This window comes from Microbacterium sp. WCS2018Hpa-9 (assembly GCF_031843745.1).
Lineage (GTDB): Bacteria > Actinomycetota > Actinomycetes > Actinomycetales > Microbacteriaceae > Microbacterium.
On record NZ_JAVTIY010000004.1, the window covers coordinates 260087 to 286966 of the forward strand.

Consider the following 26880-nt stretch of genomic DNA (forward strand, 5'->3'; position numbering starts at 1 on the left):
AACCGGTGTTTCGCGGAGAGACGAGTCGCTGTTACGCCGAGCGAACGTTCTGCTCACATCCGGGTAACGCCGATGTGAGACCGTCGCGCCACTGACCCTCGACCCGACCAAGAACTACCAACGAAAAAACGGCTGAACCCCCGAAACCGGGGGTTCAGCCGTTCATGATGTCCTGAGACCTCAGACTGCGGAGACGAGGGGATTTGAACCCCTGGTCCCCGTGAGGGGACTCCACCTTAGCAGGGTGGTGCACTCGGCCGGACTATGCGACGTCTCCAGGCATCCGAACCGTGAAGAGCGGATGCACCTTGCAAGCATAACGGGTTCGTCTGGCAGGAACGAATCGGGGGTCAACGACCGCCGGAGCTCGACTCCCGCACCACGAGTTCGGGCTGGAAGCGCACCCGACGGTCGTGCTCGACCCCATCGAGCTCCTTGAGCAGCAGGTCGACGCCGGTCCAGCCGAGCAGCCTGGCCGGCTGGCGCACCGAACTCAGCGGCACGACGGTGGCCGAGGCGAAGTCGATGTCGTCGTATCCGACCATCGCGATGTCGTGAGGCACGCGGATGCCGGAGCCGAAGCTGAACGCCTGCAGCAGCCCCACGGCGAGCAGGTCGTTGGCGGCGAAGACGGCGTCGGGTCGAGACTCCGCCGGACGCGCAGCGATGGCCTCACCGGCAGCCCTGCCCTGCAGAACCGTGAGCGCCGACTGCTCGAACACCTCGAGCGTCACATCGGGGTGCGCCTCGACGGCGAGCTGCACTCCGCGAAGACGATCGGCGACCTGCTGCACCGACTGCGGCCCTCCGACAAAGGCCAGGCGACGACGCCCTGAAGACAGCAGATGGTCTGCGGCCAGACGCCCGCCCTCGACGTCATCGACCGAGACCGAGGGCAGCACACCCTCCTCGACTTCGCGGTCGACGAGGATCACCGGCATGCCGCCGGCGGCGAAGCGGTGCACGGCCGTGAGATCGTCCGTCGCCGGGGTGAGCAGGACACCGTTGACCCGCTGCTCCTGGAAGAGCTCGAGATGCGCCACCTGGCGCTCGTCACGCTCGTCGCTGTTGCCGAGCAACACGGTCATTCCGGCATCCGCTGCTCGATCTTCCGCTCCCCTGACCACCTCGGCGAAGAACGGGTTGCCGATGTCGGGAACCACGAGTCCGATGCTGCGGCTGCGACCGGCGCGCAGCTGTCTGGCCGCGTCGTTGCGCACGAAGCCGAGCTCCTGGATCACCCGCTGCACGCGCTCGACCGTCTTGGCTGACACGCGCTCCGGCTGATTGAGGACATTCGAGACGGTGCCGACCGAGACGCCGGCCGCAGCAGCGACGTCCTTCACCCCTACCGCCATGGCATGCCTCCGTCTGTCCGCGCGTGCGCCAACGACTACCTTCTCATTCCGCGCGGTGCACTCCGCGCCTGCGACGCGCGGGCACGGCGACGACGGCGAGCGCCGCACAGCCGATCCCCGCGATGAACAGCGGCGCGAGCGCCCAGGTCACGACCCCGGTGAAGACCGCAGCGGCCGCGATGTAGGCGGCACCAGCGGCATCCGCTCGGATGGCTGCGGGAATCCCGCGCACCGCTGCACGCCACCCCTGCTGGGGAGACCAGGCTCCTGCCGCGAAGAGAATCGCGACGGCGAGAGCGAGCAGGCCCGCCCAGCCGATGACCGCGATGACCTCTCCGCCCGGCAGCGCGCCCGACCCTGCGAGCACGACGTCGAGTGCGAGCACTCCCGCGATCAGCACGGCCGGAACACCCACGACGAGCGACGGCAGGATGCCGGCACGCACGTCGTCCCAGAACAGCCCTGCCCGGGAGTCCTCCGCGGCGACGAAGCGACGCAGATGACGGATGCCGGCGGCGAGCGCGATCGGCAGGGTGACGACGCCGAGGGCCACGAGGGTCATCATCAGACCGATCGTGAGCACCTCGCCGAACAGACCGAACTTCGCGGTCGCCCCGGGGTTGACGCCCGGTTCGATGCCGGCGACCGTGGGACCGGCGCCCGAGCGCGCCTCGCGCTTCGCCGCCCGGTGCTCCCGACGCTGTCCGCTGATGACCGACATGGCTAGCCCTTCAGTCCCTGCGTGGCCACGCCGTCGACGAGGAAGCGCTGGAACACCACGAAGAAGAGCAGCACCGGCAACAGCGCCACGAACGAGGCTGTGACCGTCGCGCCGTAGTCCGACGTCGACGACTGGTCGTTGTAGAGGCGCAGCGCGATCGGCAGCGGGTAGTTCTCGGGGCTGGTCAGGTAGAGCAGCGGCCCGAGGAAGTCGTTCCACGCCCAGATGAACGAGAAGATCGCGCAGGTGATCAGGGCCGGTTTGATCAGCGGCAGGATGATCGCCCAGAAGATGCGGAAGTGGCCGGCGCCGTCGATGCGGGCCGCTTCGTCCATGTCGCGCGGCATCTGGCGGATGAACTGCACGAGCAGGAAGACGAAGAACGCCTCGGTGGCGAGGAACTTCGGCAGGATCAGCGGGATGAAGGTGTCGACCCATCCGAGCTGATTGAAGATGATGTACTGCGGGATGATCACGACGTGGAACGGCAGCAGCAGCGTGCCGATCATCGCGGCGAACAGCACCCCGAGACCCTTGAACTGCACCCGAGCGAATGCGTACGCGGCGAGAGCCGACGAGAGCACGGTGCCGACCACGGCGGATGCCGCGAGGATCAGCGAGTTCAGGAAGAAGCGCCACATCGGCACTCCGGCGATGCCCTCCATGACCTTGCCGTAGTTCTCGATCGTCGGCGACTGCGGGAACAGGCCGGGATTCTGACCGAACTCGGAGTTCGGCTTGAACGTCGACAGGAACAGCCACAGCAGCGGGTAGAGCACGACCGCGGTCAGCACGAGGAGGCCGACGAACCAGATGACGGTCTGCCAGGTCTTGCGCTTCACGCGCCGACGGGGCGAGGGGGCGGATGCCGTGACGACGGCTTCTGTGATGCTCATTTGTCGTCTCCCGAGTAGTGCACCCACGACCGCTGGGTGCGGAACAGGATGAAGGCGATGATCGCGACGACGATCAGCAGCACCCACGCGATCGCTGCCGCGTAGCCCATCTGCCCGTCGGAGAATCCTCGCTTGTAGAGGTAAACGGTGATGAAGTTCGTCATGCCGGCGGGTCCGCCGGTGCCGTTGGAGATGATGTACGCCGAGGCGAACACCTGGAAGGCGCCGATCAGGCCCAGCAGCAGGTTGAAGAACATCACCGGAGAGAGCATCGGGATGGTGACGGCGCGGAAGCGACGGTAGGCGTTCGCCCCGTCCATCTCGGCCGCCTCGTACAGCTCCTTGGGGATCTGCTTGAGACCGGCGAGGAAGATCACCATCGTGGCGCCGAACTGCCAGACGGCGAGCAGGATCATCATCGGGAGCACGAGGCTCGGGTTTCCGATCCACCCGCCGAGGTCGACCCCGAAGACCTGCAGGCCGCTGTCGACCGGCCCGTCGGACGAGAACATCGCCCGCCACACGATCGCGACCGACACCGAGCCGCCGATGAGCGACGGAGCGTAGAAGGCCGAGCGGAAGAAGCCGGCGCCCTTGTCGCGATAGTTCAGGAGCATCGCGACGCCCAGCGCCGCGGCGAGGGTGATCGGCGTGCCGATGAACACGTAGACCAGGGTGATCTGCGCCGACTGGATGAAGTTCGGGTCGCTCGTGAAGAGACGGATGTAGTTGTCCAGCCCGATCCACTTGGGCGGCTGGAAGATGTTGTACTTCGTGAAGGAGAGGTACAGGGAGTAGATCATCGGCACGGCGGTCAGGCCGAAGAAGCCGATGAGCCAGGGTGTCAGGAACGCATACCCCGTCGCCGTCTCGCGGCGCAGACGTGCCCGCTGACCCGGTCGTGCCAGTTCCTTCTCGGGGCGTCGGCCGCTGCGCAGCGTTCGCCCTCGTCCGGACTTCTCGTCCGTGACGATCGTCCTCGTCGCCGTCGTGCTCATGACAGCTCCTTCCGAAGTGTGCGGGATGCGGTGGGCCGGGTGGAGATCACCCGGCCCACCGACGGAATCACTGGTTGAGGACGACGTCCATCTCGGAGAAGAACTGCGTCACGGCCTCGTCGACCGTCGTCGTGCCGAAGTTGAGCTCGGTGCCCAGCACGCGGAACTTCTCTTCGAGGGTGCCGTAGCCGACGATCGGCACGGGCGGAGCGTCGCCGAGGCGGTCTGCGATCGACTCCTCGTAGTCCTTGACGATCTGGCTCATCGGGTCGAGCTCAGCTGCCTCGAGAGCGGTCTCGGATGCGGGGAGACCACGGTTGGTGCCGAAGATCTCGCCGGACTCAGGAGAGTTGACCAGGAAGTTGACGAGCGTCGCCGCCGCCTCCGGGTGCTCGGTCTTGGCCGAGATCGTGTGGAGCATCGAGGGCTTCAGGTACAGGTCCTTCGCGCCCTCCTTCGTCACCGGCGGGGCGACGAGGCCGAGCTCGGTGTAGCTCTCGCCGAGGTTGGCGAGGTAGCCGGCACCGAAGTTGTCCCACGTCATCTCGCTGGCGTTCTTCGCCGCGTCGAACGCGGTGAGCGGGGTGAGCTCCTCGACGGTCTGCTGCGGCACCACGACACCTTCGCGGATGTCATCGCCGGACTCCCAGAACTCCTTGAGGCGGTCTTCGTCGAAGCCGGGCGTGCCGTCTTCGTCGAACAGGTTCTTGCCCTCGCTGCGCAGCTGCAGCTCGAAGTTCTGGATGCGGCCGGTCCAGTCGGACCCGCCCCAGAACTCGCCTGCGCCCGCCTCGGTGATCTCGCCCATCCAGTCGTCGTAGTCTTCCCAGTCGCCGCCGGCGAACTCTTCGACGCCCGCGGTCTCGAGCAGCGTCGGGTTCGTGAAGACGCCCCACGCGTTAGTCGAGGTCGCGATGCCGTAGGTCGTGTCGTCGACCACGCCGATGCTGAGGATGTTCTCGGGCAGTGGGTCGGTCTCGATGACCGATCCGAGGTAGGGCTCGAGGTCGAGCAGCAGACCGTTCTCGGAGTACTGACGAAGGTAGGAGTAGTCGAACTGCATCACGTCGGGGAGTCCGCCACCGGCGGCCTCGGTCTGACGCTTCTCCCAGAACTCCGGGAACCCGAGGAACGTCGCGTTCACCGTGATGTTCGGGTACTCCTCGTTGAACGCCTCGATCGCCTGGTTGTAGAGATCGGCACGGACGTCGTTGCCCCAGAACGCGAGGTCGAGGGTGACCTTCTCATCGGGGTCGTAGGTGGGCTCGCCCTCGGGGCTGCCGCCGCCGGCGCAGCCGGCGAGTACCAGCGCTGCGCTGGTGGCGACGGCCGCTGCGGCCGCCAGACGCTTCTTGCTGAACATCGTTGTCCTCTCTGGTGAACGTCCTCGTTCGGCAATGCCGCGGAACGCCTGTGTCCATGTGGTGCGGGAAGCGATCTCCGTAGTGCGGGGAAAACGCTTACCTGCACGCTAATCGAGATTGAAACGTTTCGCAACCAGCAATTCGCGGTGGGGATTACATCGATTACCGCGGGTTCTTCGATCCTCTCACGACCAGCCTTCCGCCCTCTGCGTCGAGGCGTGCACGATATATCGCCGATCGCCTCTCCTCGCCCGTGGCGACGTGCGCAGCAGCTGCCTCCGCCGCGCCGAAGAAGTAGAACCACAGGTCGTCGCCATCGCGCACCTGCGCCCCGTGATTGCCGTGGCCCCCTGCCGGCAGATCGGCGAGGATCACAGCATCCTCATCACCCTGACGCACCCAGTCGATGCCGTCGTCGGAGCGATAGACGCCCATCCCCCGCCACTCGTCGACGATCATCCACCAGAACCCGCCGAGCTCGAACACCGTCGGCCCCTCGTGCGGTCGCCCGCCGATCGCCACCCCGTCGAGGCTCCAGTCGTCGAGATCACGCGATGAGGCCACCATGGTGATCGAGTCCGCCGCCTCGTCCTTGTACCAGAGGCGCCACAACCCGTCCGGCGTGCGCGCCACCGCAGCATCGATCACGCGATCGCTGCTCAGTGCCAGCGGGCCGCGTCTCGACCAGTGACGGAGATCGTCTGAGACATACTCGACGATGGAGCGGACGAAACCGGGCCAGCGGTCGGGGATGCCGTCGATCTCGGTGAGGTGCATGCGCCACCGCTCGCCATCCCAGACGACCTCGGGCGCCCAGTGGGTGCGATCGACCTCGACGGGCGGTGGCCCTGGCTCGAGCTCGAGACCGGATGCCGTCGGCTCCAGAGTGCCGTCGTAGCGCCAGTCCACTCCGTCGCGAGATGTCGCGACGCCGATGCGGCTGCCGTGAATCCATGAGACCCCGGGCCCGGCATCCTCGAGGCTCGCGCGGCGCTGCGTGTAGAACATCCACCACAGTCCGTCTGCGTCGATCACGACCCTCGGGTCGGTCGCGCCGTCGTAGACGGGGTCGCGGTAGAGCTCTCTCATCGGCGCAGATCGGTGACCGGGCTCGCGAAGCCCGCGCGATGGGTGGGGTGCGCGGCGAGGATCTCGGGAGTGATCACGGCGCCGTCAGCCGCGGCCGAGGCGTAGATGCCCGCCACGATCTCGAGCGAACGGGCAGGCGCGTCTGCGGTCGGCGGAAGCGGCCCACCGTCGAGCAGAGCGTCGAACACGTCCCGCAGCAGCGGCTCGTGATCGCTGCGCTCCTCGGCATCCGGAAAGACCCACCCCTCGGCCTCGGACTCGAAGCCCGGCGCCGGGGTGATCCGCCAGTTCTCGTGACCGTGCCCGTAGACGTGATCGACGGTGATCGTGGCCTTCTGGGTGTCGATGCGGATCGAGCTCGCCTCTCGGGGTGACACCGCGCTCGTGATGAGCTGAGCGACCACGCCCTGATCGAACACGATCGTCGCGGTCGAGACGTCCTCGGTCTCGGTCTCGCGATCGAGGCGCCAGAGCCTGCCCTGCACCGACGACCAGTCGCCCAGCAGGTGCGCGAGCAGGTCGATCTGATGGATGCCGTGCCCGAGCGTCGTGCCGCCGCCCTCGGTCGCCCACTTGCCGCGCCACGGCACGGCGAAGTAGTCGGCGTCGCGGAACCAGAGCGTCTGACACACGGCGACCAGAGGGCGGCCGAGCGCGCCGCTCTGCAGCAGCGAGCGCACGTGCGCCGCGGCCGTTCCGGTGCGCTGCTGGAAGACGACCGCGAGCTGTCTGCCCGCAGCCTCGGCCCCGGCCCGCATGTCGTCGAGTTCATCGAGCGACGGTGCCGGAGGCTTCTCGACGATCACGTGCGCGCCCGATGCGAAAGCGGCGAGCGACTGCGAGCGGTGCGGCCCCGGCGGCGTGCAGATGAGCACGACGTCAGGCTGCTCGGCGGCGAGCATCTCGTCGAGGTCGCCGTAGGCGGCGGCGATGCCGTATCTCTCGGCGAACTCCCGGGCCTTCTCCGGGCTGAGGTCGGCGACGGCGACGAGCTCTGCGCGCGGGTACGCGGCGACGGCGCGGGCGTGCGAGTTCGCCACCGCTCCGGTGCCCACCAGGGCAGCGCGAAGTCTCTTCTCTGAAGTCATCGGTCCTCCTCAGGACGGAGAGTCGGGGTCATCTCATGCCGTTCTGCACCAGGTGCAACCGAGCGTATCGCCCGTCCGCGGCGAGCAGATCGTCGTGCGAACCCTGCTCGACGATGCGTCCGTGCTCGAGCACGACGATGCGGTCGGCCCGCCTGATCGTCGACAGCCGGTGTGCGACGACGAGAGTGGTGCGGCCTCGCATCAGCCGCTCGAGCGCCTCTTTCACGAGGCCCTCCGATTCGGGGTCGAGAGCGCTGGTCGCCTCGTCGAGCAGCAGGATCCGCGGGTCGCGGACGAGTGCACGGGCGATGGCCAGGCGCTGACGCTGACCGCCCGACAGGCGTGCGCCTCGCTCGCCGACGACCGTGTGCCACCCCTGCGGCTGCTCGCTCACGAACTCCCAGGCGTTGGCGTCTCGCAGCGCCTGTTCGACGCGTTCGGGCGTGACGTCGGGCATGCCGTAGGCGATGTTGTCGAAGACCGAGCCCTCGAACAGCACCGACTCCTGCGGCACGACCGAGATCGACCGGCGCACGGTGCGCAGGTCGAGCTCCTGCATGTCGGCCCCGTCGAGCACGATGCGGCCGCTCGTCGGTCTGACGAACCCCAGCACGAGGTTCAGCAGCGTCGATTTGCCCGACCCCGACGAGCCGACGAATGCGACCGTCTCGCCGGGCGCGATGCGCAGGTCGATCTGGAACAGAGCATCATCATCGGCATCCGAATAGCGATGCGTCGCCGAGTCGAGCACGATCTCACCGGCCACCGCAGAGACGACGCGCTTGCCGGAGTTCTGCTCGACGTCCGGCTCCTGCAGCACCTCGGCGATCGAGCGCACCGACTCGAGGCCGCGGGCCCCGACCGGGATGAGCATCAGCAGCTGGGTGAGCCCGCCGGTCAGCAGGGTGAAGTAGCTCGAGAGCATCACGACCTCGCCGGGCGTGATCGGAAGGAAACCGGTCAGCGCGCACACGGCCGCGAGCATGAGGCAGGCGACTCCGAGCAGCTGCATGGCCACCCACGAGATCGATGCCACTCTGCCGTTCAGCAGGTCGAGGTCGAGGCCCGCCTTGCGCACTCCGTCTGCACCGCCCGCGACCCGGCTGATCGCCGTCTCCTCGAGTCCGTGAGCGCGCGTCACCGGAATCAGCGACGCCATCTCGCCGACGCGGGCAGACAGCGTCTCGATCTCGCGACGGAAGACCTCGTTGCGACGCTGCGAGCGATTGCGCATGCCATAGCGGATGCCGATGGCGATGGGCACGGCGAGCGCGTAGACGGGAAGGAACTGCGGCACGGTGATCGCCGTCATCCCGAGTGCGCCGAGCATCACCATGGTCGACGACAGCAGCGGATGCGTGACCTGCTGCAGCATCAGCTCGACGTTCTCGACGTCGCGCACGACCTTGGTCTGCACGATCGATGAGCTCATCCGCGTGTGATACCCGATCGAGAGACTCTGCAGTCGGGCGGTGAGGGCGTTGCGCAGATCGGCGCCGAGGTCTCGCACCACGGTCATGAAGTTGCGCGTGTAGATGATGTGGTTGGGATAGTTCTGCAGCAGAAGCACCGCGGCGAGCGCGAACCACCACAGCACCTCGGTCACATCGCCCTTGCTCGCCACCACGTCGATGATCGCCGCGGTGATCACCGGCAGGAACCAGAGCGGAATCTCCTTGATCGCGAACGCGGTGATCGCGAAGGTCAGCCGCCAGGGCCGGCGGGCGATGAGGCGCAGCACAGAGCGAGTCGGGTGATTCCCATCGATGAGCGCGGCCGGATGGGAAAGCGCTTTCTGTACCATGGTCCTATCGTAGAGTCATCGCACTCTTCACGGAAGCGCGACCACCCGGATCGGCAGGAGCACACATGACCTTCGATGCAGCATTCGACTGGGCTCGTCGTCACGTGCAGGCAGAACGCCTGCCGACAGCGGTTGTCGGGATGGCCACCGCGGACGGGATCGTCGACCTCGAGGGATTCGGTGCTGCGACCGATGCCGTCTACCCGCTTTTCTCGATCACGAAGGTGCTCACAGGAATCACCGCGACGAGAGCCATCGAGCGAGGCCTGCTCACCCCCAACACTCCCCTCACAGAGGCGCTGCCCGACTTCGGGTCGTCTCGCGATGACATCGTGCGACTCTGGCACCTCGCATCGCACACCTCGGGGATCTCCGAGCCGGCCCTCGACACCCCGCTTCCGCTGCGCCACGAGCTGCTCAGCCAAGGGCGGGACTTCGCAGCAGGCACCGCATCGCGCTACTCGACGCTGGCCTTCGAGGGCATCGCCGCGCTGATCGAGCACGCGACCGACACGACGTGGGATGCCGGGACTCTCGAGTGGGCGCATCACATCGGCGCGATCGGGCTGACGCTCGACACCGTACAGTCCGTCGGCGTCCCGGATGCGGCGGCCGGCGGTCTCGACCTCGACCGATTCCATGCGACGCGAGCACCCGGCGCAGGGCTGCTCGGTCGCGCCGAAGACCTGCTGCATCTCGGCGCCGAGCTGCTGCGCATCGGCCGCGGCGAACGCGGCGGCATCCTGTCGCCCGCAGGGCTCGCGATGATGCTGCGTCCGCTGACCAGCGACATCCCCCGCCTCGATCCTTACCCCGACGGGCGCGGCCAGGACTGGGGATTCACGTTCAACCTCCGCTCGCGGGCGCCCGGGCTCGTCGATCGCGATGTCTTCGGCCACGGAGGGTGGGCGGGCACCGAGTTCTGGGTGCACCCGAACGCGGGCGTGGCCTGGGTGCTGCTCACCAACGCCGCAGTCCGGCCCGGCGTCGATGCCGACGAACTCGACAACGCGATCGTCGCGGCCCGGTAGCCGCCGACCCTCACTTGACACGACGATCGGCCCTGTCTAGTGTTGAGACACTGAATGAAACGATTCAAAACCTCGATGAAGAGAGAACACCCATGACCCGCGTCGCGTTCCAGTTGCAGGTGCGTCCTGAACTGCTCGACGAATACCTCGCCCGTCACTCCCCCGTCTGGCCCGAGATGCTGGCCGAGATCGCGGCCGCCGGTCGGCGCAACTACTCGCTGTTCCTCGCAGACGGTGGCACGCTCGTCGGCTACTACGAGACCGACGACGATGCCGCGGCGCAGGCCTACCTCGCCGCATCCTCCGTCGCGGCGCGCTGGGAGGCCGAGATGGGCCGTTTCTTCGTCGATCTCGACGGGCGCCCCGACCAGGCTGCCACCGCACTCACCGAGGTCTTCCACCTCGAAGACCAGCTCGCCGTGGCCGGCGGCTCCGCAGCATCCGACACCGACGACAACCGCAACGACACCGAAGGCAGCGCCTCATGAGCATCCTCTCGTCCGACAACCTCGCCGCTCTCGAGCAGCAGGGCATCGAGCTCCCCAGCTGGGCGTTCGGCAACTCCGGCACCCGCTTCAAGGTGTTCGGCACGCCCGGCACCCCCCGTGACCCGTGGGAGAAGATCGCCGATGCCGCGCAGGTCAACAAGTACACCGCCCTCGCCCCGTCTGTCGCCCTGCACATCCCGTGGGACCTCGTCGACTCGTTCTCCGACCTGCGCAAGCACGCCGAAGACCTCGGCGTGACCCTGGGCACCATCAACTCGAACACCTTCCAGGACGACGACTACAAGTTCGGCGCCCTGACCCACGAAGACCCCACGATCCGCCAGAAGGCGATCGACCACCACCTCGCCTGCATCGACGTGATGGATGCCACCGGCAGCCGCGACCTGAAGATCTGGCTCGCCGAGGGCTCGAACTACCCGGGCCAGGCCGACCTGCGCGGCCGTCAGGACCGCCTGCAGGAGTCGCTGCAGCAGATCTACGCGCGCCTCGGCGACGACCAGCGCCTCGTGCTCGAGTACAAGTTCTTCGAGCCGGCGTTCTACCACACCGATGTTCCCGACTGGGGCACGTCGTACGCCCAGGTCTCGTCGCTCGGCGACAAGGCGATGGTCTGCCTCGACACCGGTCACCACGCACCCGGCACCAACATCGAGTTCATCGTCATGCAGCTGCTGCGCCTGGGCAAGCTCGGCTCGTTCGACTTCAACTCGCGCTTCTACGCCGATGACGACCTGATCGTGGGCGCGGCAGATCCGTTCCAGCTGTTCCGCATCCTCTTCGAGGTCGTGCGCGGCGGCGGACTGAACAACCCCGATGTGGCGTTCATGCTCGACCAGTGCCACAACGTCGAAGACAAGATCCCCGGTCAGATCCGCTCGGTGCTCAACGTGCAGGAGATGACGGCCCGCGCGCTGATCGTCGATCGCGATGCGCTGACCGCCGCGCAGAAGTCCGGTGACGTTCTCGCCGCGAACGCCGTGTTCATGGACGCGTTCTACACCGACGTGCGCCCGGCTCTCGCCGAGTGGCGCGAGTCGCGCGACCTCGCCGCAGACCCGATGGCGGCCTACGCCGAGTCGGGCTACCAGCAGAAGATCGCCGCCGACCGCGTCGGTGGGGTGCAGGCCGGCTGGGGCGCCTGAGCCCACAAGACCCGTTCGGGTGCGGGAGCCGATCCCCGCACCCGGACGTCCCATCGACAGAACGGATGACGCTGTGACCGACCAGGTGCTCGACGGCCCGCATGGACCGCTGCGCGTGCGGGTGTACACGCCGACCTCTCCCGCAGGGCCCGGCCTCGTCTGGGTGCACGGCGGCGGATTCGCAGCCGGTGAGATCGAGATGCCCGAGGCCGACTGGGTCGCGCGGAGCTTCGCCGATCGCGGCATCGTCGTGGTGTCGGTCGACTATGCGCTCGCACCCTACCCTCGCAGCTGGGCTGAGGCGTCCGGAGCCCCCGAGCGAGATGGCGTGCACTACCCGGTCGCCTCCGACGAAGTCGAGGCCGCGTTCCGCTGGGCGGTGGAATCCGGTCTCGCGCACGGCCCGTGGTCGATCGGCGGAGCCAGCGCCGGCGGCAACCTCGCGGCCGGTGCCGCGCTGCGGCTCAGCCATGGCGCGGGACCTGTGCCCGCTCTCGCGGTGCTCGCCTACCCGACGCTGCACGCGGTGCAGGGAACCCCGGATGCCGCGCTGCGGGCGGCGCTCGACGCCGACCCCGCCGCTGACACGTTCGGCCCCGAGGCCGTGCGCGGAATGTATGAGAACTACCTCGGTGGCCCTGCCGAGCTCGCCGACGTCTACGCGGTGCCCGGCACGGCATCCCCCGCCCAGCTCTCGCACTTCCCCGCCACGATCATGATCAACGACGAGGTCGATGAGCTGCGCGTCTCGGGTGAGGCGTTCGGCGCCACGCTGCGCGACGCCGGCATCTCCCTCGACATCTCCACCGAGCCGGGCACCCGCCACGGCCACCTCAACCAGCCAGAACTCGCGGCAGCGGCAGCATCGATCGATCGCTTCGCCCGCCGCATCCTCGCCACGTCTCCCGAGAACAAGGAACAGCCATGACCAACCCCACCGCCGCCGCCCTCATCGAGCGGTCGAACCGCCTCGGCGCCGACCCCAAGAACACCAACTACGCCGGTGGCAACACGTCGGCGAAGGGCACCGAGACCGACCCCGTCACGGGGCAGCCGGTCGAGCTGATGTGGGTCAAGGGGTCGGGCGGCGATCTGGGAACGCTGAAGGAGCAGGGTCTCGCGGTGCTGCGCCTCGACCGCATGCGCGCACTCGTCGATGTGTACCCGGGCCTCGACCGCGAGGACGAGATGGTCGCCGCGTTCGACTACTGCCTGCACGGCAAGGGTGGCGCGGCCCCGTCGATCGACACCGCGATGCACGGCCTCGTCGACGCCGCGCACGTCGATCACCTGCACCCCGACTCCGGCATCGCGATCGCGACCGCCGCCGACGGCGAAGAGCTGACCGCGAAGATCTTCGGCGAGAAGGTCGTCTGGGTGCCGTGGCGTCGCCCCGGCTTCCAGCTCGGACTCGACATCGCGGCGATCAAGGCGAAGAACCCGCAGGCGATCGGCACGATCCTCGGCGGCCACGGCATCACGGCCTGGGGCGATACTTCGGAAGAGGCCGAGGCCAACTCCCTGTGGATCATCGACACCGCCGCCGCCTACATCGAAGCCAACGGCAAGTCCGACCCGTTCGGCGGCGTGCGCGCAGGGTTCGAGGCGCTGCCCGAGGCCGAGCGTCGCCAGCGCGCGGCGGCCCTGGCCGGCACCATCCGCGGCATCGCCTCCACCGACAAGCCGATGGTGGGTCACTTCACCGACTCCGACGTCGTGCTCGACTTCCTCGCCTCCGACCGCGCACCCGAGCTCGCGGCGCTCGGCACCAGCTGCCCCGATCACTTCCTGCGCACCAAGGTCAAGCCGCTGATCCTCGACCTGCCCGTCACGGCATCCGCCGACGAGCAGATCGCCCGCCTGCACGAGCTGCACACCGAGTACCGCGCCGACTACCAGGCCTACTACGACGCGCACGCCACGGCCGAGTCTCCGGCGATCCGCGGCGCCGACCCGCTCATCGTGCTCGTTCCCGGAATCGGCATGTTCTCCTACGGCGCGAACAAGCAGACCGCCCGCGTCGCCGGGGAGTTCTACGTCAACGCGATCAACGTGATGCGCGGCGCCGAGGCGCTGTCGACCTACTCCCCCATCTCCGATGCCGAGAAGTTCAACATCGAGTACTGGGCGCTCGAAGAGGCCAAGCTGCAGCGGATGCCGAAGCCCAAGTCGCATCAGGGGCGCATCGCGTTCGTGACCGGCGCCGCCAGCGGAATCGGCAAGGCCATCGCCACGCGCCTCGCCGCCGAGGGCGCCTGCGTCGTCATCGCCGACCTCGACCTCGAGAAGGCCCAGGCAGCCGCGGCCGAGCTCGGAGGCACCGATGTCGCGATCGGCGTCGCCGCGAACGTCGCCGACGTCGACGCCGTGCAGGCGGCCTTGAATGACGCCGTGCTCGCGTTCGGCGGCGTCGACCTGGTCGTCAACAACGCCGGCCTCTCGCTGTCGAAGCCGCTGCTCGAGACCACCGAGAAGGACTGGGACCTGCAGCACGATGTCATGGCCAAGGGCTCGTTCCTCGTGTCGAAGGCGGCGGCCCGTGTGCTGATCGACCAGAAGCTCGGCGGCGACATCATCTACATCTCGTCGAAGAACTCGGTGTTCGCCGGCCCGAACAACATCGCGTACTCGGCGACGAAGGCCGACCAGGCGCACCAGGTGCGGCTGCTGGCCGTCGAGCTCGGCGAGTTCGGCATCCGCGTCAACGGCATCAACCCCGACGGCGTCGTGCGCGGCTCGGGCATCTTCGCCTCGGGCTGGGGCGCGAACCGCGCAGCCACCTACGGCGTCGCCGAAGAGGACCTCGGCCAGTTCTACGCCAACCGCACGATCCTCAAGCGCGAGGTCGTTCCCGAGAACGTAGCGGATGCCGTCTACGTGCTGACCGGGCCCGAGCTCAGCCGCACCACCGGACTGCACATCCCGGTCGACTCCGGCGTCGCCGCGGCGTTCCTGCGATGACGGTGCGCGCCGTCGCCGCCGTCGACCTGGGTGCGACCAGCGGTCGGGTCATGATCGGACGCATCGGCGACGGTCGTCTCGACCTCGAACTCGTCTCGCGGTTCCCCAACGGGCCCGTCGAGCGCGAAGACGGACTGCATTGGGACTTCGGCGCTCTCTATGAGCACGTCGTCTCAGGGCTCGCCGAGGCCGTGCGCCGCGAGCCGGGCATCGAGAGCATCGGCATCGACTCGTGGGCCGTCGACTACGGCCTCGTGAAGGGCGGCGAGCTGCTCACCGAGCCGTTCCACTACCGTGACGTCCGCACCACGCGCGGCGTCGACGAGGTGCACGCCATCACGCCGTTCGCCGAGCTGTATCAGCGGAACGGTCTGCAGTTCCTGCCGTTCAACACGCTGTACCAGTACCGCATCGACGCGCGTCTCGCCGACGCCGACACCGCGCTGCTGATCCCCGACCTGATCGCCTTCCTGCTCACCGGAACGGCTGTCGCCGAGCGCACGAACGCGTCGACCACGGGTCTGCTCGGCGTCGAATCGGGTGAGTGGGACACCGAGCTGGCCGACCGTCTCGGCATCCCGGCCGGCATCCTGCCGTCTCTCGTCGATCCGGGTGAGACGATCGGCACGCTCCGTACCGACCTGGCTGAACGCATCGGCAAGCAGCTGCCCGTGATCGCGGTCGGCTCGCACGACACGGCATCCGCCGTCGTCGCCGCCCCCCTGTCGACCCCGCACTCGGCCTATATCTCGTGCGGCACCTGGGGTCTGGTCGGCGTCGAGCTGACCGAGCCGGTGCTGACGGACGCGGCGCGCGAGGCGAACTTCACGCACGAGCTCGGCGTGGACGGCCGCTACCGCTTCCTGCACAACGTCACGGGACTCTGGCTGCTCAGCGAGACCGTGCGCGCGTGGGAGGCGGAGGACGGAACGGCCATCGATCTGCCGGAGCTGCTGGCCGCGGCATCCGCGGTCACCGGTGACGTGCCGATCTTCGACGCGAACGACCCGACCCTCAGCGCTCCCGGCGACATGCCCGCGCGCATCACCGCGCTGCTCGGGGCGGAAGCACCATCATCGAGGCCCGCGTTCGCTCGGTCGATCGTCGAGTCGATCGCGACAGCGTTCGCGGATGCCGTGCAGACGGCATCCGCTCTTTCAGGGCGCGAACTCGACAGCATCCACCTGGTCGGAGGCGGCTCGCTGAACCGCCTGCTGTGCCAGGCGACGGCTGATCGCAGCGGACTTCCGGTTCTTGCGGGCCCGGTCGAGGCGACGGCTCTCGGCAACGTGCTCGTGCAGGCTCGCGCCCTCGGTGCCGCTCCCGCGTCTCTCGAGGCGCTCCGCGCCCTCGTCGCCGCGACCCACGAGCCCGAGCGCTTCGACCCCCGCTGACCTGCGCTGACCCGACGTCCCGTCCCGCCCCGTCCTGGGCACCCGCCCGCACACTTGGCTGGCCGATCCCCGGTCGGCTGCCGGCTGACGCCCGGCTTATCAGCCATCCGTGATCCGCGCAGCCATCCGTCCCGCAGAAACCGACTCAGCTCGCCCCGTACGCCCTCGCGACCGGACGCCGCAGACCCTCGTAGTCGACCGAGGGCCAGCGGCCGTCGACCGTGAGCACCTCCCAGCCGTCAGCCGTGCGCAGCATCGTGTCTTCGACCTTGAGCCCGGGCGCGGTCGGGTTCCAGGCGAAGGCCTGGTTCTCGACGAGAAGATCGACCGTGGATGCCGACGCTCGGGGATCGCGTCCGGCATAGCCGGTCGGCCCGCCCTGGTGGTGCCGCTGCCACTCGTCGGCGTCGAAGCCGAATCGCGCATACGCTGCGGCGCCCGCCTCGAACGCCTCGTCGAGCCGTGCACCGGGCGCCGACGCGTCGAGGAACGCCCGCTCGACGCCGAGCAGCGGCTCCTCGTCGACCGACTCTCCCACCCACCGGGTCGCGTTGGCGATCAATCCGTCGCGGCGACCGCACACCACGACCATGGCCCGATCTCCGAGCACGCCGGCAGTCGGAAGCGGATGCCGGAAGCCACCGCGCTGCGCACCGGCCACGAGCACCACGAGCGGGTCGATCCCCCGGGAGATGAGCTCAGCGGAGATGACGGCTGCGACTGCTCTCTCGGTCTGGGCAGGGTCGACCCGATCGAGCACATCGGTCAGGGCCTCCGCCGTCTCGCGCCCCAGCGATCGATATCTCGCACGCTCGGCCGTCAGCATCGGTGCCCGTGCCGCGCGCAACTGCGAAGCGACCGCCGCCTCGGCCACAGCCGACCGTTCTGCGGCGGCGACGGCCGGGGGGATCCACCACGGCACCCGCACGACTCGATCGGCATCCTCCGGCAGCAGCTCCTCGGCGATCAGCCGATCCGCCTCGTTGTCGGAGACGAGGAGCACGTCTCCGTGCTCCTCCACCCGCACCGCGAGCACCGGTGGGCCGGCGAGCGACACGTGTGTGCGCACTCCCTCGAGGTACCACGACACCGCCTCGTGCGACGTGAGCACGAGTGCTTCATCACCGGCCTCGTGGCGCACGCGCGCGAGGCGATCCTGCTTCTCGATGCGGTCCTCGGATGCTCCGGCCATGCGACTCTCCCTGTAGAACGTTTTCTCGTAGTATGACGACAGCCGCGACCGATCGTGGAACGGAGGGATGCTGATGGCACGCGAATCGTCTCGCCCCGGCATCACCGACGTCGCGAAGCTCGCCGGGGTCTCGCTGTCGACCGTCTCGCGGGCGATGAACGGCAACCCGACGGTCGACCCCGCTCTCGCGGAGCGCGTGCAGGCCGCCGCCGCGGAGCTCGGCTACACCGCGAACCCGGTGGCCCGCAGCCTGGTGCTCGGCCGCACTCAGACCGTCGCGGTCGTCATCCCGGATCTCGAGAACCCGACCTTCCAGGCGATCCTCCGCGGGCTCAGCCGTGCGGCCACGGCAGACGGATACCACGTGCTCGTCGCGGACTCCCGCGAGGATCTCGACGAGGAGCACGCCCTCGCCCGGGCGACCAGACTGCGCACAGACGGCGTGATCCTGTGCGCGCCGCGAATGCTCGAGAGGGAGCTCCGAGAGCTGCTCCCCGCACTCTCCCCCGCCGTCGTCGTCAACCGCGGACCACAGACGAGCACTCCTGTCGTCGGAGCCGACTACGGCTCTGGCATGCGCGAGATCGTCGACCACCTGACGTCTCTCGGTCACCGCCGGCTGGTCTATCTCGCCGGCGCGACGCGCAGCGTGACCCACAGGGCACGACAGGACGCGATCGCCGCGGCGGTCTCCCGGGTCGACGGGCTCGAGGTCGAGGAGATCACGGCGGGTGTCGACTTCGACAGCGGCACGGCCGTCGCCGATCGCGTGCTCGCGAGCGGAGCCACGGCGGTGATCGCCTACAACGACCTCGTCGCGATGGGGCTGCTCTCGGCGTTGACCGTGCGGCGGGTCGAGGTCCCCGGTCAGCTGTCGGTCACGGGGTTCGACGATATCCCCTTCGCCGCCTACACCTCGCCACCCCTCACGACCGCGGCCGTGCCGGCTGTCGAGCTCGGCACGGCCGCGTGGGCTGCGATGCACGCCCAGCTCACCGGTGGCGATCCCACACCGGCGCTCACACTGACGCCGACCCTGGTGGTGCGCGGAAGCACCGCCGCCCCGCGCGAGGACTGAGCCTCCTCCTTCCGAGTGCTCGGCTTCCGCCCTGTGCTATCGTCGAGAAAACGTTTCCTGAGTTCGAGATCAAGAAGGATCACGATGACGAAGACCCGTTACGCCCTCGCCGGCGCCGGTGCCCGTGCCCAGATGTACGTCGAAGGGATGCTCGGAGCCCACCGCGACCGCGCGGAGCTCGTGGCGATCATCGAACCGAACCCCGTTCGCGCCGCGCACTACGCCGACCGCATCGCCGAAGCAGGGGCCCCCGCACCTCGACTCGCGACCCCCGACGAGCTCGAGCAGGTGATCCGCGACGAACGCGTCGACCGGGTCATCATCTGCTCGCGAGACGACCTGCACGCCGAGCTGATCGTCCGCTCGCTCGAGGCCGGCGCCGATGTCGTGGTCGAGAAGCCGCTCACGATCGACGCGGCGAGCGCGGCCCGCATCGAAGACGCTGTCGAGCGCACCGGCCGCCAGGTCGTGCTGACGTTCAACTACCGCTACTCCCCGCGCAACAGCGCGTTGCGCCAGGTGATCCAGGACGGCACGATCGGGCAGGTCACCTCGGTGGACTTCTCGTGGATGCTCGACACGAACCACGGAGCCGACTACTTCCGTCGCTGGCACCGCGAGAAGAAGAACTCGGGCGGGCTGCTCGTGCACAAGTCGAGCCACCACTTCGATCTGGTGAACTGGTGGATCCGCTCGCAGCCGACCCGTGTCTTCGCCTCGGGCGGGCTGCGCTTCTACGGGGCAGACAACGCCGCGAGTCGTGGCCTGGGCGACCGGCCCGCGCGCGGCACGCACGACGACGGCGACCTCTTCGAGCTCGACCTCCGCACCGACGAGCGCCTCACCGCGCTGTACCTCGACGCCGAACAGCACGACGGATACCAGCGCGACCTCGACGTCTTCAGCGAGGGCATCACGATCGAAGACAACCTCGCTCTCGTCGTCGACTACGCCTCAGGCGCGACGATGTCGTATTCGCTGAACGCGCACTCGCCATGGGAGGGCTACCGTGTCGCGGTCAACGGCACGCTCGGTCGAGTCGAGCTCGAGGTCGTCGAACGCGGAGCCGTGCTGGCGGGCGAGGGGCTGCATCCGCACATCGACCCCAGCCTGTCCGGCGGCGACGGCACCACCTCGCTGCGACCCGAGAGCGAACGACTGATCGTGCAGCGGCACTGGGAGGCCGCATACGAGGTGCCGATCGACGGCGGCGACGGCGGGCACGGCGGCGGCGACGAGCTGCTGCTGTCCGATGTGTTCGAAGGCCCGGGCGACGACCCGCTCTCGCGTCCCGCCGACTGGACAGACGGCATCCGCTCCATCGCGGTCGGCATCGCGGGCAACCGCTCGCTCGAGACCGGAATGCCCGTGAAGGTCGACGAGCTGGGCATCGCACTGCTCGCACGCCGATGAGGATCGTCGTCACCGGCGGGTCCGGGCGCCTCGGCCGCACACTCGTGACGGGACTCGCAGATGCCGGGCACGAGCTCGTCTCGATCGACAGAGAGCCCACCACGCACCTCGACCACCCGGGGATCACGCAGTTCTCCCTCGATCTGAGCGATGCGGATGCCACGGCGTCGGCGCTCGCGGGCACAGGCGCCGATGCGCTGATCCACCTCGCGGCGATCGCCGTGCCCTTCAGCGCTCCCGAAGACGTGATCCTGCGCACGAACGCCGCACTCGCACAGTCGGTGCTCGGCGGAGCGGTGCGTGCCGGCATCCACCGCGTGGTCGCCGCGTCGAGCCCGACGGTGATCGGCTACGGCGCACCCCGCGGTTGGACCCCCGAGCGCCTCCCTCTCGACGAGACGTCGCCCACCGAACCCTGGAACGCCTACGCCCTGTCGAAGCTGCTGATCGAGCAGACGATCGACATGCTGAGGCGTCAGACGGGCGACGACGTGCGCTTCGCGACATTCCGCCCCTGCTACGTGATCGCCCCCGAGGAATGGGCCGGCGCTCCCACCCAGCAGGGGCACACCGTGCTCGAACGCCTCGACGACCCCGCTTTGTCGGCACCGGCGCTCTTCAACTACATCGATGCCCGCGACGTCGCCGCCTTCGCCGACGCACTGCTCTCGGCTCTCGACCACATCCCGAACGGCGAGCGGTTCTTCGTCGGCGCCGACGACGCGCTCGCTCGCCGCCCTCTGAGCGAGCTGCTGCCGCAGTTCCACCCCGGCACCGAGCGGGCGGCCACCGCGCTCACCGGCACTGCGCCCGCATTCTCCGCCGCCAAGGCCACCCGGCTGCTCGGCTGGCGCCCCACCCGCACCTGGCGCACCGAACTGGCCGCCGCATCCGCATCCGCATCCGTCTCCTGAAAGGCTCGACATGGACTTCGCTGGAATCCTGTTCTTCCCGGTGACCCCGTTCACCGCCGACGGCACGATCGACCACGACCTGCTCGCGACGCACGTCGCCACCGGCGTCGAGGCCGGCGCGGGCGGAGTCTTCCCTGCCTGCGGCACCGGCGAGTTCCATGCGCTGTCGGCGAGCGAGGCCGCAGCGGTCACCCGCACCACGGTCGCCGCAGTGGCCGGCCGCGTGCCGGTGATCGCCGGAGCCGGCGGCCCGCTGGGCCACGCGATCGAGGTGGCGAGGGCCGCGGCGGATGCGGGAGCCGACGGCCTGCTCGTGCTGCCCCCGTATCTCGTCAGCGGCACGCAGGCAGGGCTCTCGGCGTACGTCGAACAGATCGCCGACGCCGCCGGTCTGCCGGTGATCGTCTACCACCGCGGCAGCGCGCAGTACTCCGTCGAGACCGTCCGTCGTCTCGTCGCGAATCCGAGGGTCGTCGGCTTCAAAGACGGCACCGGCGACATCGGCGCGATGCAGCTGATCGTGCGCGCGGTCGCCGAGGAGGGGCGCGAGGACTTCGCCTTCTTCAACGGGCTGCTGACCGCCGAGCTCACGCAGGGGGCCTACCGCGGCATCGGCGTTCCGCTCTACTCGTCGGCGGCGTTCGCGATGGCACCGGACATCGCGAACGCCTACTACCGTGCCTACGCGAGCGAGGACGAAGACCGCCGGCTGGCTCTGCTCGACGGCTTCTATCGCCCCCTCGTCGCGCTGCGCGACGAGACCCCTGGCTTCGGCGTCTCCCTCATCAAGGCAGGGCTGCGCCTCTCCGGCTTCGCGGTCGGATCTGTTCGCCCACCGCTCGTCGACCCGACGCCCGCTCAGGAGGCGCGCCTCGCCGAGATCCTCGCGGCAGGACGCGCACTGCTGTGACCACCGTCCGGAGTCTCACGACGCGACTGCAGCGAGTGCCGCTGACGCGTCCGTGGGCTGCCGACGTCACCTCCGTCGGCGTGATCGCGACCCACGTCGTCCGCTCCGACGGAGGCGAGGGCTGGGGCTTCTCCTGGAGCCCGCAGATCGGCGCCCCTGCGGTTCAGGCGCTGCTCGAGCACGACATCGCCCCCGCATCCGTGGGCCGATCCGCAGTCCCCGGCGAGGCCTGGCAGGGCCTGTGGGAGCACCTGCACGAAGCGGGCGGTGGCGGCATCACGACGATCGCACTGGCAGGACTCGACCTCGCCCTGTGGGATGCCGAGGCGCGCGACGCCGACACCTCGGTGTCGCGCCTGATCGGCCGCCGCCGCGAGCGCGTGCGCGGCTATGGATCGGGCGTGAACCTGCACTACTCGCTCGACGACCTGCTCGCCCAGGTGCAGCGCTGGATCGACGCGGGGTTCGACGCCGTGAAGATCAAGGTGGGCAAGCCCGATCTCGCGGAGGACATCGAGCGCGTCGCCGCGGTGCGCGAGCTGCTCGGACCCGACCGCGGGCTGATGATCGACGCGAACCAGCGGTGGGGTCTCGACCGCGCGACGACGTCGATCGACGCACTGTCGCCCTTCGACCTCGCCTGGATCGAAGAGCCGCTGCGAGCCGACGACCTCGCCGGCCACACCGAGCTCGCCGATCGCATCGATGTGCCCATCGCGGTCGGCGAGAACCTGCACACGGTGCACCGGTTCGGAGACTTCCTCCGCGCAGGCGCCGCGCAGATCGTGCAGCCCAACATCGTGCGCGTCGGCGGAATCACCCCGTTCCTCCGCATCGCCGAGCTCGCCGCCTCGCACGGTGCCGCGCTGCACCCTCACCTGCTGCCCGAGCTCTCTGGCCAGCTCGCCCTGACGTTGCCCCAGACCGCCTCAGAACCACTGGTCGAGGATGTCGAGGATGCCGGATTCGGCGCGCTCGGAGCTCTCGCCGATCCCTCGCCGGTGACCATCGCCGGCGGCGTCCTCACCGAGAACGAGCACCACGGTCTCGGCATCCGCTTCGCCCCTCTTCTCGGAGCCGTGTCCGCGCTCCCCGCTGGAAAGGATCACTCGTGACCACCTCCCCCGAAGACCTCGACACGATCGTCCGTGACGCCGCCGATGCTGCCCCGGTCTGGCGTCGCTCGTCAGCCGCAGACCGGGCGGGCTGGTTGCGCGCCGCGGCCGATGCGCTCGACGCCCACGTCACCGAGCTCGTCGCGATCGCCGACGAGGAGACGAGGCTGGGCGCGGCCCGCCTCACCGGCGAGGTCGCCCGCACCAGCGGCCAGCTGCGGCTCTTCGCGACCGTCGTCGAGGAGGGCTCGTACCTCGAGCTCACGATCGACGACGCCGATGCGACGGCCACTCCCCCTCGCCCCGAGCTGCGCCGCATGCTCACCGCGCTGGGCCCCGTCGCCGTCTTCTCGGCCTCGAACTTCCCGTTCGCGTTCTCGGTCGCCGGCGGCGACACGGCGTCGGCACTCGCGGCCGGCAACCCCGTCGTCGTGAAGGCGCATTCGGGTCACCCTCGCCTGTCGGTCCGCACGGCCGAGCTGGTGGCCGCCGCCCTCGAAGAGGCCGGCGCTCCCGCAGGATCCCTCGCGCTCGTCGAGGGCCGGGAGGCGGGCAACGCGCTCGTGCAGCATCCGCTCATCCGCGCCGCCGGATTCACCGGTTCGGTGTCGGGTGGCCGTGCGCTGTTCGATCTCGCCTCCGGTCGCCCCGACCCGATTCCGTTCTACGGCGAACTCGGAAGCATCAACCCGGTCGTGATCACCGAAGCCGCTGCCGCCGCTCGCACCGAGTCGCTCGCCCAGGGGCTGGTCGGATCCTTCACCCTCGGGGTCGGCCAGTTCTGCACCAAGCCGGGCGTCGTCTTCGTGCCCGGCGGCACCGGCTTCGAGGACGCCGTGGCAGCTGCGGTCCCCTCGGCATCGGGCGGACCGCTGCTCACCGACCGCATCACCGAGGCCTTCCCGTCGGGTCTCGCCCACCTCGAGAACGACCCCTCGGTCTCTGTCATCGCTCAGGGCATCGAGGTCGACGGCGTGCGACCGGTCGCGCTGCTCACGGATGCCCGCGCGGTCGCCCAGAGGCCCGAGGTGCTCCTCGAGGAGTGCTTCGGACCCGTCACCCTCATCGTCAGGTACGACTCGGAGTCGGATCTGCACGCGGCGCTCGAGACCGTGCCGGGAAGCCTCACCGCGACCCTGCATGCCGAGCCCGGCGAGGATCCGACCGGGACGCTGGAGCTGCTGCAGGAGCGCGCCGGGCGAGTGCTGTTCGGCGGGTGGCCGACGGGCGTCGCCGTGACGTGGTCGCAGCAGCACGGCGGCCCGTGGCCTGCGACGACCTCGCTGCACACCTCGGTCGGCGCCTCCGCGATCCGCCGGTTCCTGCGCCCGCTGGCCTTCCAGGATGCTCCCGAGGCCCTGCTGCCGGAGGTCCTGCGCGACGCGACTCTCGCGGGCCTGCCTCATCGCCGCAACGGCGGGCTCGTGATTCCGGCCTGAGAGCCCCAAGCACGCGACACGATCGCCGCAGTCGAGAGCGCCCTCTCCGTCGCAGGATGGAGAGGGCGCTTCGGCGTTCAGCCGGCCGCGATCAGGCCTGCGTCAGCGCTCCCGCGTTCGCACCCTCGAGCAGCTGCTCGACCTGCTCGTGAGTGACGTCGACCCCGGGGAAGCCGATCAGTCGGCCGATCGGGAACGACGCCATCATCTTCTGCATCGCCTCGTCGTTCGGCATCATCGAGGCGGCCGACGAGTCCGCACCGGTCAGCTCTCCCAGGAATCCGCCGAGGGCGCCCATGACGATCGGGCCCGCAACGGGGTGGGCGAGGACATCGCCGATCGAGGAGTTCATGGTGAGGGGCAGCGAGACGACATCGCCCTCGACCTGCACGGTCGCGGAAGATCGGATGTCGCGGCTCGATGCCGCGACCTCGACCGTGTACTCGCCGCTCTCGACGATCCAGCGGTCGACGCGCACGTCCCAGTAGGCGAGGTCCTCTCGGCGCACGACGAGCTCGACGGTGCGGGTCTGCCCGGCGGCGAGTGCCACCGATGCGAAGGCCTTGAGCTCGCGAGGCGCGCGCTGCACGACCGAGGCGACCGGGGCCGCATACACCTGCACGATCTCGCGACCGTCGCGGGCTCCGGTGTTGGTCACATCGACCCGCACGACGATGTCGCCGTTCTCGCTCGCCGCGACCGACGCCTCGCCATACGAGAACGTCGTGTACGAGAGGCCGTGCCCGAAGGGGAACGTGACGTCGAGGCCCTTCGCGTCGTACCAGCGGTAGCCGACCAGCACGCCCTCGCCGTAGCGGACGTGCCCGAACTCGCCGGGGAAGCTGCCGAACGAGGGGTTGTCCTCCAGCCGCACCGGAACCGTCTCGGTGAGCTTTCCCGACGGGTTCACCGCGCCGTAGAGCACGTCGGCGACAGCGCCGCCGCCGGCCTGGCCGAGCAACCAGGTCTCGACGATCGCCGGCACGCGGTCGGCGAACGGCAGCGCGACGACGCCGCCGTTCGAGAGCACGACCACCGTGGTGGGGTTCGCCGCGATCACGGCGTCGAGCACCGCCAACTGAGCAGCGGGAAGATCGATGTGCTCGCGGTCGAAGCCCTCGGACTCCTCGGCGGCAGGCAGACCGAGGAACACGACGGCGACATCAGCGGCGGATGCGGCCGCGACGGCCTCGGCACGCAGCTCGTCGGCCGAGCGACCGGATGCCGCGACGTCGCCGCCCTCGACCGCGAAGCCGGCTGCGTACGTGACGTTGCCTCCGCCGACGGCACGCAGCTCGTCCAGCGCCTTGTCGACGCGGGTGGGGTTGATGAGCGAGGATCCGGCTCCCTGGAAGCGCGGCTCGGTCGCGAAGGCTCCGATCACGGCGATCTGCTGCTCGGCGGCGAGCGGCAGCACGTCGCCGTCGTTCTTCAGCAGCACGATCGAGCGTCCGGCCGCCTCTCTCGCGAGCGCATGGTGCGCGTCGACGTCGAGAGGGCCTGCGACGGCCGGGCGCCGCTGCGCCTTGCGCACGAGGTCGATCGCGCGGTCCGCTGCGGTGTCGAGCACGTTCTCGTCGAGCTCGCCTGCACGCACGGCGGCCACCAGCTGCGCATCGGTCCGTCCGCCCGACGACGGCATCTCGAGGTCGAGACCGGCGGCGACTCCCGCCACGCGGTCGTTCACGGCGCCCCAGTCAGAGACGACCACGCCGTCGAAGCCCCAGTCGTCGCGCAGCACCTGCGTGAGCAGCCACGGGTCCTCCGAGGCGTAGACCCCGTTGATGCGGTTGTACGAGCACATGACCGTCCACGGCGCGGCATCCTTGACCACGCGCTCGAAGCCGCGCAGGTAGATCTCGTGAAGCGGGCGCGGGTCGACGTCGGAGCTCGCGCGCATGCGGTCGAACTCCTGGTTGTTGGCAGCGAAGTGCTTGAGCGAGGTGCCGACGCCCTGCGACTGCACGCCGCGCACCGAGGCAGCGCCGAGAATCCCCGAGACGATCGGGTCTTCGGAGAAGTACTCGAAGTTGCGCCCGCACAGCGGCGACCGCTTGATGTTGATGCCGGGGCCCAGCACGATGGCGACGTCTTCGATGGCCGCCTCGACGCCGATGGCCGCGCCGACCCGCTCGATGATCTCGGGGTCGAACGACGAGCCGATGCCGACGGCGGGCGGGAAGCAGGTCGCCGGCACGCTGCTCGAGAGACCGAGGTGATCGGTGCCGCCGGCTTGCTTGCGCAGGCCGTGCGGGCCGTCGGTCATCATGATCGACGGCAGACCGACTCGGTCGATGGCTTTCGTGGTCCAGAAGTCCGCACCGCTCGTGAGCGACGCCTTCTCCTCGAGGGTGAGATCGGATGCCGATGTATCGGTCATGGTGTTCCTTTCGCGGCGACGGCGGTGTCTTGCGAAAACTATATGCCAGTAAGTATTGGATCTCAAACGTTGTTCAGGATTACT

The 26880-nt window shown here is 69.1% G+C and carries 22 protein-coding genes and 1 tRNA gene; 12 read left to right on the forward strand and 11 right to left on the reverse strand.

Going from position 1 to position 26880, the window contains the following annotated elements:
• Positions 1-188: 188 nt before the first annotated feature.
• The 9 genes from RQG82_RS10570 to RQG82_RS10610 form a co-directional block, all read right to left on the reverse strand.
• Positions 189-277 (reverse strand) — tRNA-Ser (locus RQG82_RS10570).
• Positions 278-350: 73 nt separating this feature from the next.
• The gene (locus RQG82_RS10575) at positions 351-1358 is read right to left on the reverse strand and encodes a LacI family DNA-binding transcriptional regulator (RefSeq protein ID WP_311259045.1); all 1008 of its coding nucleotides are present in this window, start codon (positions 1356-1358) and stop codon (positions 351-353) included.
• A gap of 43 nt (positions 1359-1401) precedes the next feature.
• Positions 1402-2079 (reverse strand): hypothetical protein, encoded by a 678-nt coding sequence (locus RQG82_RS10580; protein ID WP_311259046.1) that lies wholly within the window; start codon positions 2077-2079, stop codon positions 1402-1404.
• A gap of 2 nt (positions 2080-2081) precedes the next feature.
• Positions 2082-2975: a carbohydrate ABC transporter permease gene (locus RQG82_RS10585; protein WP_311259047.1), complete on the reverse strand. Its 894-nt coding sequence runs from the start codon at positions 2973-2975 to the stop codon at positions 2082-2084.
• Positions 2972-3973, reverse strand: a complete 1002-nt coding sequence (locus tag RQG82_RS10590; protein WP_042537052.1) for a carbohydrate ABC transporter permease — start codon at positions 3971-3973, stop codon at positions 2972-2974. Before RQG82_RS10590 ends, RQG82_RS10585 begins: the two co-directional genes overlap by 4 nt.
• Before the next feature lie 67 nt (positions 3974-4040).
• Positions 4041-5336, reverse strand: coding sequence for an extracellular solute-binding protein (locus tag RQG82_RS10595; protein ID WP_311259048.1), 1296 nt, complete (start codon positions 5334-5336; stop codon positions 4041-4043).
• Between the two features lie 163 nt (positions 5337-5499).
• Complete coding sequence (locus RQG82_RS10600) at positions 5500-6426, reverse strand: hypothetical protein (RefSeq protein WP_311259049.1); 927 nt, start codon at positions 6424-6426, stop codon at positions 5500-5502.
• The gene (locus tag RQG82_RS10605) at positions 6423-7514 is read right to left on the reverse strand and encodes a Gfo/Idh/MocA family oxidoreductase (RefSeq protein WP_311259050.1); all 1092 of its coding nucleotides are present in this window, start codon (positions 7512-7514) and stop codon (positions 6423-6425) included. Before RQG82_RS10605 ends, RQG82_RS10600 begins: the two co-directional genes overlap by 4 nt.
• Positions 7515-7542: 28 nt before the next feature.
• Positions 7543-9318: an ABC transporter ATP-binding protein gene (locus RQG82_RS10610; protein WP_311259051.1), complete on the reverse strand. Its 1776-nt coding sequence runs from the start codon at positions 9316-9318 to the stop codon at positions 7543-7545.
• Positions 9319-9383: 65 nt separating this feature from the next.
• Between RQG82_RS10610 and RQG82_RS10615 the strand changes: the two genes are divergently transcribed.
• From RQG82_RS10615 to RQG82_RS10640, 6 genes are all read left to right on the forward strand, one after another.
• Positions 9384-10349: a serine hydrolase domain-containing protein gene (locus tag RQG82_RS10615; RefSeq protein ID WP_311259052.1), complete on the forward strand. Its 966-nt coding sequence runs from the start codon at positions 9384-9386 to the stop codon at positions 10347-10349.
• Between the two features lie 92 nt (positions 10350-10441).
• Positions 10442-10837, forward strand: a complete 396-nt coding sequence (locus RQG82_RS10620; RefSeq protein ID WP_311259053.1) for an L-rhamnose mutarotase — start codon at positions 10442-10444, stop codon at positions 10835-10837.
• Positions 10834-12000, forward strand: a complete 1167-nt coding sequence (rhaI, locus tag RQG82_RS10625) for an L-rhamnose isomerase (protein WP_311259054.1) — start codon at positions 10834-10836, stop codon at positions 11998-12000. Before RQG82_RS10620 ends, rhaI begins: the two co-directional genes overlap by 4 nt.
• 73 nt (positions 12001-12073) lie before the next feature.
• Positions 12074-12928 (forward strand): alpha/beta hydrolase, encoded by an 855-nt coding sequence (locus RQG82_RS10630; protein WP_311259055.1) that lies wholly within the window; start codon positions 12074-12076, stop codon positions 12926-12928.
• Positions 12925-14961 carry a bifunctional aldolase/short-chain dehydrogenase gene (locus RQG82_RS10635; protein ID WP_311259056.1) on the forward strand — a complete coding sequence of 679 codons (2037 nt, stop codon included), beginning with the start codon at positions 12925-12927 and terminating at the stop codon, positions 14959-14961. The genes RQG82_RS10630 and RQG82_RS10635 overlap by 4 nt, the downstream gene beginning before the upstream one ends.
• On the forward strand, positions 14958-16355 hold the full coding sequence (locus RQG82_RS10640) for a rhamnulokinase family protein (RefSeq protein ID WP_311259057.1): 1398 nt from the start codon (positions 14958-14960) through the stop codon (positions 16353-16355). The genes RQG82_RS10635 and RQG82_RS10640 overlap by 4 nt, the downstream gene beginning before the upstream one ends.
• Positions 16356-16500: 145 nt before the next feature.
• Here RQG82_RS10640 and RQG82_RS10645 read toward each other — a convergent pair whose 3' ends face one another.
• The gene (locus RQG82_RS10645) at positions 16501-17547 is read right to left on the reverse strand and encodes a peptidase M24 (RefSeq protein ID WP_311259058.1); all 1047 of its coding nucleotides are present in this window, start codon (positions 17545-17547) and stop codon (positions 16501-16503) included.
• Between the two features lie 73 nt (positions 17548-17620).
• On the opposite strand from RQG82_RS10645, the gene RQG82_RS10650 reads away from it, so the two are divergent.
• From RQG82_RS10650 to RQG82_RS10675, 6 genes are all read left to right on the forward strand, one after another.
• Positions 17621-18625 carry a LacI family DNA-binding transcriptional regulator gene (locus tag RQG82_RS10650; RefSeq protein ID WP_311259059.1) on the forward strand — a complete coding sequence of 335 codons (1005 nt, stop codon included), beginning with the start codon at positions 17621-17623 and terminating at the stop codon, positions 18623-18625.
• 84 nt (positions 18626-18709) lie between these two features.
• Complete coding sequence (locus RQG82_RS10655) at positions 18710-20038, forward strand: Gfo/Idh/MocA family oxidoreductase (protein WP_311259060.1); 1329 nt, start codon at positions 18710-18712, stop codon at positions 20036-20038.
• A complete protein-coding gene (locus tag RQG82_RS10660) occupies positions 20035-20952 on the forward strand; it encodes an NAD(P)-dependent oxidoreductase (RefSeq protein WP_311259061.1) in 918 nt (305 codons plus the stop codon). The genes RQG82_RS10655 and RQG82_RS10660 overlap by 4 nt, the downstream gene beginning before the upstream one ends.
• Positions 20953-20962: 10 nt before the next feature.
• Positions 20963-21862 carry a 5-dehydro-4-deoxyglucarate dehydratase gene (locus tag RQG82_RS10665; RefSeq protein WP_311259062.1) on the forward strand — a complete coding sequence of 300 codons (900 nt, stop codon included), beginning with the start codon at positions 20963-20965 and terminating at the stop codon, positions 21860-21862.
• Positions 21859-22977 carry a mandelate racemase/muconate lactonizing enzyme family protein gene (locus RQG82_RS10670; RefSeq protein WP_311259063.1) on the forward strand — a complete coding sequence of 373 codons (1119 nt, stop codon included), beginning with the start codon at positions 21859-21861 and terminating at the stop codon, positions 22975-22977. Before RQG82_RS10665 ends, RQG82_RS10670 begins: the two co-directional genes overlap by 4 nt.
• Positions 22974-24416 (forward strand): aldehyde dehydrogenase (NADP(+)), encoded by a 1443-nt coding sequence (locus RQG82_RS10675; RefSeq protein ID WP_311259064.1) that lies wholly within the window; start codon positions 22974-22976, stop codon positions 24414-24416. Before RQG82_RS10670 ends, RQG82_RS10675 begins: the two co-directional genes overlap by 4 nt.
• A gap of 91 nt (positions 24417-24507) precedes the next feature.
• On the opposite strand, the gene RQG82_RS10680 is transcribed toward RQG82_RS10675, so the two are convergent.
• Positions 24508-26796, reverse strand: a complete 2289-nt coding sequence (locus RQG82_RS10680) for a glycoside hydrolase family 3 C-terminal domain-containing protein (RefSeq protein WP_311259065.1) — start codon at positions 26794-26796, stop codon at positions 24508-24510.
• Positions 26797-26880 lie beyond the last annotated feature (84 nt).